The sequence below is a fragment of the Mycobacterium sp. 1274761.0 genome, from assembly GCF_001668615.1.
GTDB lineage: Bacteria > Actinomycetota > Actinomycetes > Mycobacteriales > Mycobacteriaceae > Mycobacterium.
Genome location: NZ_LZMC01000026.1, coordinates 19002 through 30550 on the forward strand (window position 1 = coordinate 19002; position 11549 = coordinate 30550).

Annotated in this window: 10 protein-coding genes and 2 pseudogenes; 1 reads left to right on the plus strand and 11 read right to left on the minus strand. The window is 65.8% G+C overall.

Annotation, left to right across the window (positions count from 1 at the left end):
- Positions 1-7: 7 nt before the first annotated feature.
- The 11 genes and pseudogenes from A5651_RS04530 to A5651_RS04580 all read right to left on the minus strand — a co-directional run.
- A complete protein-coding gene (locus tag A5651_RS04530) occupies positions 8-2428 on the minus strand; it encodes a CoA transferase (protein WP_066975983.1) in 2421 nt (806 codons plus the stop codon).
- Positions 2428-3375 carry an enoyl-CoA hydratase/isomerase family protein gene (locus tag A5651_RS04535; RefSeq protein ID WP_066975984.1) on the minus strand — a complete coding sequence of 316 codons (948 nt, stop codon included), beginning with the start codon at positions 3373-3375 and terminating at the stop codon, positions 2428-2430. The genes A5651_RS04530 and A5651_RS04535 overlap by 1 nt, the downstream gene beginning before the upstream one ends.
- Positions 3375-4502, minus strand: a complete 1128-nt coding sequence (locus A5651_RS04540) for a Xaa-Pro peptidase family protein (protein WP_066975986.1) — start codon at positions 4500-4502, stop codon at positions 3375-3377. The genes A5651_RS04535 and A5651_RS04540 overlap by 1 nt, the downstream gene beginning before the upstream one ends.
- Positions 4502-5716, minus strand: coding sequence for a Xaa-Pro peptidase family protein (locus tag A5651_RS04545; protein WP_066975988.1), 1215 nt, complete (start codon positions 5714-5716; stop codon positions 4502-4504). Before A5651_RS04545 ends, A5651_RS04540 begins: the two co-directional genes overlap by 1 nt.
- Positions 5713-6879: an amidohydrolase family protein gene (locus A5651_RS04550; RefSeq protein ID WP_066975990.1), complete on the minus strand. Its 1167-nt coding sequence runs from the start codon at positions 6877-6879 to the stop codon at positions 5713-5715. Before A5651_RS04550 ends, A5651_RS04545 begins: the two co-directional genes overlap by 4 nt.
- Before the next feature lie 43 nt (positions 6880-6922).
- Positions 6923-8164: a cytochrome P450 gene (locus A5651_RS04555; protein ID WP_066975992.1), complete on the minus strand. Its 1242-nt coding sequence runs from the start codon at positions 8162-8164 to the stop codon at positions 6923-6925.
- 11 nt (positions 8165-8175) lie between these two features.
- On the minus strand, positions 8176-8370 hold the full coding sequence (locus A5651_RS04560) for a ferredoxin (protein WP_066975994.1): 195 nt from the start codon (positions 8368-8370) through the stop codon (positions 8176-8178).
- The gene (locus A5651_RS04565; protein ID WP_231988560.1) at positions 8367-9023 is read right to left on the minus strand and encodes a TetR family transcriptional regulator; all 657 of its coding nucleotides are present in this window, start codon (positions 9021-9023) and stop codon (positions 8367-8369) included. The genes A5651_RS04560 and A5651_RS04565 overlap by 4 nt, the downstream gene beginning before the upstream one ends.
- Before the next feature lie 134 nt (positions 9024-9157).
- On the minus strand, positions 9158-9970 hold the full coding sequence (locus A5651_RS04570; RefSeq protein ID WP_066975996.1) for an SDR family NAD(P)-dependent oxidoreductase: 813 nt from the start codon (positions 9968-9970) through the stop codon (positions 9158-9160).
- Positions 9971-10831 (minus strand): alpha/beta fold hydrolase, encoded by an 861-nt coding sequence (locus A5651_RS04575; RefSeq protein ID WP_231988562.1) that lies wholly within the window; start codon positions 10829-10831, stop codon positions 9971-9973.
- Positions 10832-11191, minus strand: a pseudogene (locus A5651_RS04580) (cyclase family protein); the annotation flags it as partial.
- Here A5651_RS04580 and A5651_RS04585 point away from each other — a divergent pair.
- Positions 11186-11549, plus strand: a pseudogene (locus A5651_RS04585) (cyclase family protein); the annotation flags it as partial. The pseudogenes A5651_RS04580 and A5651_RS04585 overlap by 6 nt on opposite strands.

Below are 11549 nucleotides of genomic sequence, written 5' to 3' on the forward strand. Positions count from 1 at the left end.
TGATGAGTTAACCAGTCTTGGTGGTGCGAATGGCAAGCCCTGCGGGCGCCGTCCCGATGACGCCCCGGTCGGCCAGTTCGGCGATCTCGTCGTCACCAAGGCCGAGCCCGGAGAGCACCTCGTAGTTGTGCTGTCCCAGAAGCGGCGCGGAGCTGCGGTGAAAGCGCTTGGGCCCGGCCGAGAACCGCATGGGAAGCGTGCTGTGCCTGGCGGCGGGGTTCACGGGATGATCGACGCGCTCATAGAACCCGCGGTGGACGATCTGCGGCAGGTCGGCGACCCGATGCGGCTGCATGACCTTGGCCACGGGCACACCTGCGTCCCACAGCGTGTGCACGATCTCGTCACCGGTGCGTGCCTCGCACCAGCGGCTCAGGTGTCCGTCGATGTCGTCGTGGTGCAGCCGCCGGGCCTCCGCGGTCGCCAGGTCGTCGGTGGCCCAGTCGGGGTTGCCCAGTGCGGCAACGAGGTTCGCCCACTGCTCGTCGGAGGCCACCGCGATCGCGACCCAGTCGTCGGGCCGTCTGAACTCGTCGAGTTCGCCGGTGCGGTACAGGTTCTGCGGCGCTGCGGTGGGCCCGCGGTTGCCCTGCCGGTGCAACAGCGTGCCGTAGGCGGAGTGCTCGACGACCTGTTCGGCGGCGACGTTGAGCGCGGCGTCGACCATCGCGGCTTCGATCAGGACGCCTTCGCCGGTGCGGCGCCGGTGTGCCAGCGCGAGCACCAGCGCGTTGAGGCCGTGTACGCCGGCGTTCGGATCGCCGACGGCGTAGGGCTCGACCGGGTTCTGGTCCGGATGGCCGGTGAGCCAGGTGATTCCGGAGGCGTCTTCGATGACGTAAGCGAACGCGGGCTTGTCCCGCCAGGGGCCGTCGAGCCCGAAACCGGGCATGCGCATCATGATGGCGTCGGGGCGCAGCCGATGCACGGTGTCGAAGTCGAGCCCGATCTGGTCGAGCACACGCGGTGTGTAGTTCTCCACGATGACGTCGCAGGTCTTGACCAGCCGATGCAGCAGCTCGACCCCGCGCGGGTTGCGGATGTCCAGCGTGACGCTCTTCTTGTTGGTGTTCAGCCCCGAGAAGATCGGTGAACGTTCCCACCACTGCTCCTCGGTCATCGGCACGCCCGCGATCAACCGGGTGCCGTCGGGGCGGGCCGTCGACTCGACGTGGATGACCTCGGCGCCCAGCTGCGCCAGCGCATGGGTACACGATGGGCCGGCCCAGAAGCTGGTCATGTCGAGCACGCGGACGCCCTCGAACGGGAACGCCTGATTCGCCCAAACCCGCAAACGGGCGTGATTTCGGTTCTCTTTCGCGCCCATGTGTTGGTTTCGGCGGTAGTGGTCGGTGTGCTCGCCCAGCCGTGGGGCGGGTCGCGGGGCCCGCACGAGGGACGGCGTCGCGCGGTAAGGCGGCCCCGGTTGGGTGAACCCATCGCGGGGGTTCGTGACGAACGTGCCGCGCTCGACGAACTGGTCGAACGACGTGACGGTGGCCCCGTTCCCGACCGGAGCGTTGGGGATCCGGAACGCTGACGACAGCTCGAGGATGTCGTCGACGGTGTTCTCGCGCACCCACGCATAGATTTCATCGGCGTGAATGTTGGCCTGCTCGGTGATGGACAGCTCCGACTGCTCGTCGATCCACTCGTCGTGACCAACCATGGCGCACAGGTCGAACCACTGCTGGGCGGTGCCGCAGCCCAGCGCCACCAGTCCGTCCGCCGCGATCGCGACGCCGGGGATCGTCAGCCGCCTGCGATCGCGGAACGGCCGGCCAAGCGCATCGGTGAACGAAACGGAATAGTAAGTGAGGCTGAGGATCTGCGTTTCGAGCATCGACACGTCGACCAGCCCGCTTCCCGCCGTGACCGTACCCGCCGCCGCGTATGCGCCCGCGAGCCATTCGCCGATCTGCCCCGCGACGAACACCGGCGCGCGGTCCTGCGCGCCCCTGCCGAGACCGATGATGCCGCCCGACCATGCTTGGGTGGTGAATTCGGTGGCGGGTTTGTCCGCCCACGGACCCTCGAGGCCGAACGGCGTGATCGCCGTGACGGTCAGGTGTGGATTCGCTTCAACCAAAGCTGTCGGGGTGAATTCGTCGAGCGTGGCGATGCGCGAGCCGCGCGACCACACCACCGCATCGGCCGACGTGACGAGACGACGCAGCACGTCGACGTCGTCGACGTTATCCGGATCGACGACGACGCTGTGCTTGGAACAGGCGAGAAAGCTGAACAGGGCGCCGTCCTGGCCGGGTTCGATCGGGGTTCCCGATGCCGACCATCGGCGCAGTGAATCGCCTTCTGGCGGTTCGGCTTTGACGACGGTGGCGCCGCCGTCGGCGAGCAGCTTTGTGCAGTAGGCACCAGCGATACCGACGGAAAGATCGATGATGGTGTAACCGTCGAGCGGAAGCACTAATTCTTCTTCTTCCGGTTCGACTTGCTCAGCCGGAATTCGGGTGGGAACTTCTCGTCGTTGGCATTGACCGAGTCGGCGAGGCCCGCATCGATCGCGTCGCCAAGCATGAAGTCACCCGAGTCGGGCTGGGCGGACCCGCCCATCGATTCGAAGGCGGCCGACAGCAGGCTGCCCAGGTACTCACCCTGAAATTGCTTGACGATCTCGAAGAAGACTTTCTGCTGAAAAATGCTGTCCACCGGCCGGTTCCGCGCGCATGCCAGCGCGTACTTCTCGACCTCGGCCTCAAGGCGGTCGCGGGCCACGACCTTGTTGAGAAAATTGCATGCCAGCATCTCGTCGGCGGTGAACGGCCGGCCGGTGAACACCATCTCCTGAAAAGGCCGCAACCCCATCGTCAGCACCCACGTCCACATCCGGGGTCCCCAGCCGAAGTACCGAAACGACGGATGGCCGAAAAGCGCGTCGTCGCTGGAGATCACCAGATCGGCGTCGGCGCACTGATAGAAATGCCAGCCGTAGCAGTAGCCCTTGGCCTCCACGATGCTGATCTTCTTGAGCTCCTGCAACGCCCGATTGCCCGCCGCTGCGTTGGCGTACCACTGACCCATCGTCGCGCCGTGCCGGAAGGACTCCTTCGGCGGATAGGTGACGTCGGGGTCGTCCACGCGGAGTTCCGCGAGCCGGTCGTCCTCGGTGCCCGCCATGAAATCCGGCAGATCGGCTCCGCTGCCGAGGTCGTCTCCGACGCCCCGGATCACGACCACCTTCACGTCGTCGTCCACCGTCGCACCACGCAACAGGTCGGCATACCGCAACCGTGCGGCGGACGTCGGCGCGTTGAGGTAGTCGGGACGATTGAACGTGATCGTCGCGATCTTGGTATCGCGGTCCTTCTCGTAGAGGACGATCTCCTGCGGTGGAGGAGGTTCGCCAGGAGCCATCAGGCCGTCGCTTCGACAGCGCCGTGGCTCGATGTCAACACCTCGGCCCCGTCCTCGCCGATCAGCACGGCTTCCCTCGAGAACACCGCTCCGACACCGGACTGCCACACGTATCCGGTGACCGCCAAGACCATACCCGGCTCCAAGTGCTCGGCGGCGCAGGTTTCCGGTAGATCCGCCGACACCACCGGCGGGTCGAAGCCCAGACCGAGGCCGTGCGCCACCGGCGTCACCGGCAGCGGCTCGCCCGCCGCCTCGTACGCCGACAGCAGATCGCTTGCCGGTCTGCCGGGCTTGCACGCGTTGATAAGGCGTTCCCACAAGGCATTCGAGCGCCGGAACAGGTCGTCGGCCCCGGGCACGTCACCCACCGGGAACGTCCGGCCCACCTCGCCGACATAGCCGTCGGCCAGCGCGCCGGCCGAGAACGCGACCAGGTCCCCCTCGGCAACCCGACTGTTCGCCGAACCGCGACGCCAGGAATGGTCCTTGGGCGTGATCCACGCGCCGTCCTGGGTGGCGGGCGTGGTGACGCCGCCGGCGGCCATCGCTTCCAGAAGCGCACCGGTCAACGACTGCTCGGTGACACCGGGCGCCAGTTCCGAGCGAGCCGCTTGGAGGGCGTGTTCGGCGACTCCGAGGGCACCGCGCAGCACGCCGACCTCATCTGCCGTCTTGGTCCGGCGGGCTGCCCGCAGCGCGGGCTCGGCGTCGATCAGCTCGGCATTCGGGAAGGCCATGGGCAGCAGCTGCGCGAATGTCGGTGTCAGCGAATCGGTTCCGACGCGGCGAAAGTCCGAAGCGCCGGGCAGCCTTTTGAGGACCTCGATCAACGTCATCGGGTTCCAAGCCAGACCGTAGAGATGGTCATGGGTGATCTCGTCGGGGATGCCCTCGTCCCATGTGCTGTTGAGATGGATGTCGCCGGTCGCGCGGATCACTTCGCAGATCGGGCCGAACGGTCTGGTGCCCGCCACCCAGAGCTGTGGGGCGCCGGTGACGTAGCGGACATTGGCCTGCCGTCCGAGGACCAGGATGTCGATGTCGTGGGCCGCCATCTGCGCGAGCACCCGCTCACGACGGCCGCTGCGCAGAGTCTTGGGGTCGGGCAGTATCTCGGTGCCCATCATGGCCGTCCGTAGGGTGCGTAGGGGTAATCAGTAATGCGTGTGTTGCCGTGGTCGGTGACGATCACGATCTCCTCGCTTCGATAGCCGCCGGTGCCGTCCTCCCAGACCACCGGCTCCAGAACCAATGTCATGCCGGCGGGAAAGACGAAGTTGTCGTCGAACTCCTCACCGAGATCCGTTCCGATCATCGGCATTTCGGCCGCGTTGGTGCCGATGCCGTGCCCCAGGTAGAAGTGCGGCAGCCACGGCTTGGTGCCGCCGTTGGCGGCGATGGCTGCGCGGGCCAGATCTCCTGACGTCGCCCCGGCCTTGGTGACGGCGAGCACGGCGTCGATTATTTCGCGCCACCTGTCGTATTGGGCTTGTTGGCGGGCCGATAGGTCATCCCCGACGATCCAGGTGCGTCCGAAGTCCGAGCAGTAGCCGTTGAAAGTGATGCTGACATCGGTCCACAGCACGTCACCGCTGTGCAGTTCACGCTCGCTGGTCAGCAGGGGCAGAGCCAGATCGCCGGTGGTGGTCCAGGTGCCGTCGGCCTTGGTCTTCGGCATCACCTGCCAAATGGCCTCGAGCATGTTGGCCGTCGCGCCGAGTTCGAAGGCACGCCGGACGAAGGCGGCCGACAGGTCGATCTGCCGTACTCCCGGTGCGAGCGACTTCTGCACATCGGCGGCGGCTTCTTCGGTGATGCGGCACGCCCGTCGGATGCACGAAATCTGGTCGATGGTCTTGATCAACTTCGCCGGACCGACCACCTGCGCGGCATCCAATGGCGGACCGGAAGGGAACAGTTGCCCGTGCGCTCGGCGCATGGCTCCGGTCAATTCATCGACGGCGATGGTGGCCGCGGGGGGCACGAGGTCGGCCAGCACCTTGCCGAAACGCCGAACGCCCTCGTCGAATTCGAGATACAGCGGGCCGTGGACATGATCGGCTGGGACCTCGCATTGCGAGTTGGAACCCTCGCGCAGCGGCATGAACAGATGGGGGTGTTCGTCGTCGGCGAGCATGATCGCCACGGGACGCTCGATGTGCGAGAGACCGGCGTCCAGCAGCGGCCAGCTGGCTCCCGTGGCGTAGACGACGTTGCCGTTACCGAGCAGCACGAGCGCGTCGACGCCCCTGTCCTTCATGGAATCACGCAGCCTGGCACCGCATTCGCGGTACATGCGTGCTGTGTCCGGCAGGTCGGGGATGTCGATGACTGTCATTCGACGCCCAGGAATTTCTTGATGTTGGTGCTGACGATCTTCGTCGCGGGCTCGGGGCCAACAGCGTCCACGACAGTCTTCAGCGACTTCTCCGAGTAGCCGAACGTCGACTCGTTGTGGGGATAGTCAGACGACCACATCACGTTGTCTACCCCGATCTTGTCGATGAGCTCGAGCCCGAGTGGGTCGACCATGAACGATGCGCTCATGTGGTTGTCCCAGTAGTGGCGCACGGGGTGTTGGGGCTGATGGTTGAACATGTGCCGGTAGGACGCCAGCATGTGCTCGGCGTCTTGCAGGGCGGTCGGCACCCAGGCGATCCCGCCCTCGAACCAGCCGATCTTCAGTGTCGGGTGCCGGTCGAGGATGCCGGAGAATATGTACTTGGCGAACTGTTCGCGGAACGAGTCGACGTTGACCATCATGCCGACGACGACGCTGTTGTACTGGCACGGCGTCTTCGGCGGCGTCTCACCGATGTGGTGGCTGACCGGCACGCCTGCGGCCTCGATCTCGTCCCACACAGCGTCCATGTCGGTGCTGCCGTAGTCGTAGATGTTGCCGTCGTCGTCCTTGCCGGGGTTCAGCGGCAGCAGGAATGTCCGCAGGCCCAGTGACTTCAGCTCCTCGAGCGTGTTGCGGGTGCCCTTGGGATCCCACCAGTTGATCAGCCCGACGCCATAGAAGTGGCCTTTGCTGCGCTCCTGGAGATCGGCGATGTGTTCGTTGTAGATGCGGAATGCCCGTTCGCGCAACGACTTGTCCGGGTAGTGGAACAGCGCCAGGACGGCGTTGGGGAACGCGAGTTCCTTGTCGATGCCGTCTTCTTTGAGTTCCCGCACGCGGGCCTCGATGTTGTTAGTCGCCGCACCGGCGAGGTCGTCGTACTGCATGAGTACCCGGCCGAAATCGCCGCCGGTCCAGGCTTTGCCCTTCATGCCGACCATGTAGGCGCCGTCCTCGTACCAGATCCGTGGCGCGGCGCCCTTCAATTCCTCGGGGAAGCGCTCGTAGAAGATGTCGTCGGCCACCGAGATGTGGTTGTCGGCGGAGAAGATCTCGGTGCCGGCTGGTAGTCCGTAGTCACCGGTGGCGTGGCCCTTGCGGTACTTGGGTGCGCCGAAGCCTTCGGGCGGGTAGAGCGTCTGTGTCGGTGTGGACATCGTCGGTTCTCCAATCGGGCTGCGGGGTCGAGGGTTTCGGTGGCTACCAGGTTGCCGGAAGTTCGTAGACGCCGTAGGCGAGCCGGTCGTGTTTGAACGGCACGTCTTCGAACGGGATGGCCAGTTTCAGTGTCGGGATGCGCTTGAGCAGCGTCGGGAAGACGATCTGCATTTCGGCGCGCGCCAACTGCTGTCCGACACACTGGTGGCGGCCGTAGCCGAAGCCGAGCTGCTGGCCGACGTCACGGGCGAGGTCGAGCTTGTCGGGCTCGGGATATACCGTGCTGTCCCAGTTCGCCGGGGCGAGGTCGATGATGATGCCCTCACCGGCCCGGATGGTTTCGCCCGCGATCTCGATGTCCTCGATTGCGACCCGGCGCTGACCGGTCTGGATGATCGAGAGGTAGCGCATAAGCTCTTCGACGGCGTTGGCGATGAGCTTGGGGTCGTCCGAATCACGAAGCAGCGCTGCTTGTTCCGGGTTCGCCAGCAGCGCGAGGATGCCGATGCCGATCATGTTGGCGGTGGTTTCGTGGCCGGCGATCAAGAGACCGGTGCCCAGCTGTGCGGCCTCCTTGACGCTGATCTCGCCGGCGGTGACCCGCTCGGCCAGGTCGGACACCGCGTCCTCTGACGGGTCATCGATCTTCTTCTTAACCAGGTCGATCAGATACTGGTGGAGGCTCATGGCCCCCTTCTGACCATCCGCCGCGGTGGCGTAGCGAGCCAACCCGACGTTGGCGTGGTGCTGGAAGAATTCATGGTCTTCATAGGGCACGCCGAGCATTTCGCTGATGACCCGGGTGGGTACGGGGAGCGCAAGGCCGGCGACCATATCGGCGGGCTGGGGCCCGGACAGGATCGCGTCGATGCACTCGTCGGTTACTTCCTGGATCGCCGGACGCAGACCCTCGACCCGCTTGAAGGTGAAGGGCTTGGACAGCATGCGGCGGAACCGGGTGTGTTCTTCGGCGTCGGAGGTGAACACCGACCGCGGCCGCTTGTGCACGGTCGAGAGCATGTGCTCGTTCCAGTGCGGGAAACCGTCGCGGCGGTCGTCGACGCTGACCCGCGAGTCGGCGAACAGTTCGCGAGCGACGGCGTGACCCGTGATCAGCCACGGTGTGCTGCCGTCCCAAATCCGGACGCGAGACAGAGGTTTGGCCTCGTTCATCTCGAGCATCCGGGGCGGTGGCGCGAACGGGCATCGCGCGTCACGCTCCATCGGATACTCGGGAACGTCGGCGGTTACACCGGATTCGGCGGTGGTCAGGGTCTCAGACATAGGCTTTTGCGTCATTCCTCGATGTCGATGGCCTGTGCCGGACAGGCCGCGGCGGCTTTACGGACGTTGTCTGCCTGCCCGGCAGATGGGCGGGCGTTGAGCAGGACCACCACGCCGTCGTCGTCGCGCTGGTCGAACACGTCGTCGGCATTGAGCACGCATTGCCCCGACGACACGCACTTGTCTTGGTCGACAGTCACTTTCATGTCGGCGTCTCCGTCACCGGCGCCTGCCAGAGTCCGACGATCGCGTCGATCAGGCCGGAGGCGACCGCTGTCCAGCTGGTTCGGGGCACGCCGTCACCGTCGGCGAAGGCCCGCTCGAAGTCGGCACAGGTGTGCATCATCAGATTGCGCACCATGATGTTGCGCTCGGTGACGACGGCCATCGGAAGTTCGGGCAGGCACCGGGTAATGCCCTCGACGACCTGAACCAGCGCCGGGGACGCAAGCGCGTCGCGGACGACGATCTTCTGGTAGGCGGGGTCGGCCAGCGCCTGGGCGGCGAACCGCGCGTACCACGTCGGGTTGCCGAGCTGGGCCAGATGCTCGGTCAACGAGCACACCATGCAGGTGATCCAGTCACGAAGCTCGGCGGAGTCGCCGATGGCGGCCACCTTGCGGTCGAGCAGGCGCTCGATGGACGCTCGGTGCTTCTTTTCGATGGCGCGGACGAGGTCGGCCTTCGTGCCGAAGTGGTAGCCGACCGCTGCGTTGTTGCCCTGCCCCGCGGCCTCGCTGACCTGCCGGTTCGATACCGCGTAGACGCCATGCTCGGCGTAGAGCCGCTCCGCGGCCTTCAGGATCGCCTCTTGCGTGGTACTCGCCCGGTCGGCGCGCACGGCCCTGGCTGTGGTCACCGTCACAGTCAACGCCCTGCGGTCGATTAAGTCAAGCGACTGATTTAAACCCGCCCCATATCGCGAGCGTGCGCGTCTGCACACGACACGCCGCGGAATTTGGACACTCTGCGCACCCTCGCGAGCCACGAGCATCACGATCTGGACTTGCGCTGGATGACCTTGCCCGCGACCGTGCCGCCGTCGACCGGCAACACGGTGCCCGTCACATACCGCGACCGGTCGGTCGCGAAGTACAACGCGGCCTCGGCGACATCCTCGGCCGTACCCTCGCGCTTCAGCGGCCGGTCGTTGCGCATCGTCTCGCGGATCTTCGCCTCGAATTCTTCCAGCTTCTCGAGGTCCTCCCCCGTCGCCGACTTGCGCACGATCGCGGTCCGAATGTTTCCGGGTGCGATGGCGTTGACACGAATCTCCCAGTGCGCCAATTCAATCGCGGCCGACTTGGTGAACTGGATGACCGCGGCCTTGGACGCCCGGTAGGTCAGCACGCCGCCGCCGGCCAGGATGCCGCCGATCGAGGTGATGTTGATGATCGATCCGCCGCCGCCGGCGTCGCGCATGTGCCGCGCGGCGTCGCGGGTGCCCGCCATCACCGCGCGCAGATTGACCGCCATGACCTTCTCGAAATCAGCGAAGTCGTCTTCGAAGATGCTGCGGTGCATGGTGCTGGATATGCCGGCATTGTTTACCATCACGTGCAGGCCGCCGAACCGCTCGACCGCTGTCGTCACCAGTTCGCTGACCTGATCGAGGTCGGCCACGTCAGCGTCGACGAAGTGGGCGTTGGCGCCGATGTCGTCCGCCAGCGCCGCACCCGCATCGCGGTCGATGTCGCCGATGATCACCTTGGCGCCCACGGCGGCGAAGCGTCGTGACAGTCCCTCGCCCAGCCCCGACGCGCCGCCGGTGACGACTGCGACCTTGCCCTCGAGTTCCTTGCTCACCTAACCTGCATCCCTTCTCGCACGTGTGCTCACATCACCGAGAAAATCCAACAGCAATGCGTTGACGGCGCCGGGCTGTTCGATTTGCGGGCAGTGACCGGCCCCATCGATCACCGTCGATCGGCCCTGTGGAATCTGCGCGGCGATCTCGGCCGCCCAGCCTGAGGGCAGCAGCTTGTCGTCTGCGCCTTCGACGACCAGTGTCGGCACGGTAATGCGATCGTAGGCCCGCTTGCTCGACGGAAGCGGGGGCGGCTCGAGTCCGGGTCTGCGGAACCTGGCCGCGGCCAATGCTTCCCACGCACCCGGCGCGATGCTGGAGTCGTAGCGCCGCTTCACGTACGCGTCGTCGTTCGGGTAGGCGGGATCGAAGAAGAGGGCCGCGACGATGCGCCTCATACCGGCCAGTGTCGCGTCGTAGTCGTACAGCGCAGCTGAGTGCTCGTTTCGTTGAATCTCACCGCCACCGCAGATCATCACGAGGCTGCGCGCAGGCAGCACCGGCGATCCCGATGTGGCGTCGACGAACAAATTGATCGCGCCCATCGAATTACCGACGAAGTGCGCAGCGTCGACGCCGACCGCGTCGCAGAACCGGGCGATGTGCCGGATTCGCATGCCGCGGCCGTCGGTGAAGTCGACGACCTTTGCCGACTCGCCGAAGCCGAGCATGTCGGGTGCCAGCACTCGGTGGTGCTCGGCGAGCGCGGGAATGGTGTGCTCCCACGACAGTTCGGCGGTGACGCCGAACTCACCGCCGTGCAGGAGCACGACCGGATCACCGTGCCCGGCTTCGAGATAGCCGGTGGTCAGCCCGTCGACCTGAAGGGTCCGACGCTGCACCGAGGTCATCGCCGACATCTACTTGATCGCAATGGGATTTACCGGTGAACCGACCGCCCCAGTCACACGCAGCGGCGGTGCGATGAGCTGGAATTCGTAGACGCCGTCGGCGGCGCAGTCGGCCGCGAGGGCGTTGAGATCCCAGTACTCGCCGAGCATCAGGCCCATGTCGCGCAGACAGAGCATGTGCATGGGCAAGAACACACCGTCGACGCCCGGAACCGGGTTTTCCACCATCAGGTTGTCGGCGGCTACCGCGGCCACGTCATGGTCGCGCAGCCACGACGCGCACGTCCAGTCCAGTCCGGCACCGGGTTCGGCGCCGTTACCGGTCTGCTGAAACCGCGCCCACCAACCGGTCCGAACCAACACGACGTCATCATCATGCCGCTGCAGGCGGCCACCCAGTGGGATGCGTTGTCGCATGTGTATTACGAGGACAAGCTGTACAACGGGTTTCCCGCGGATTCGGTGACCAGCCTCGGCGCGTATCACTGCGGTATCGACAAGGTGGACGGCAAAGGCATCATCTCGCGCGGCGTGCTGCTCGATATTGTCCGGCTGCGGGGCGTCGAGACATTCTGCGAACTCGGCGAGCCCATCACACCCGCTGAACTCGACGAGGCGGCGCGCACGCAGGGGGTCACTGTGTCCAGCGGTGACGTCGTGTTGGTTCGGACCGGTTGGTGGGCGCGGTTTCAGCAGACCGGTAACGGCGCCGAACCCGGTGCCGGAC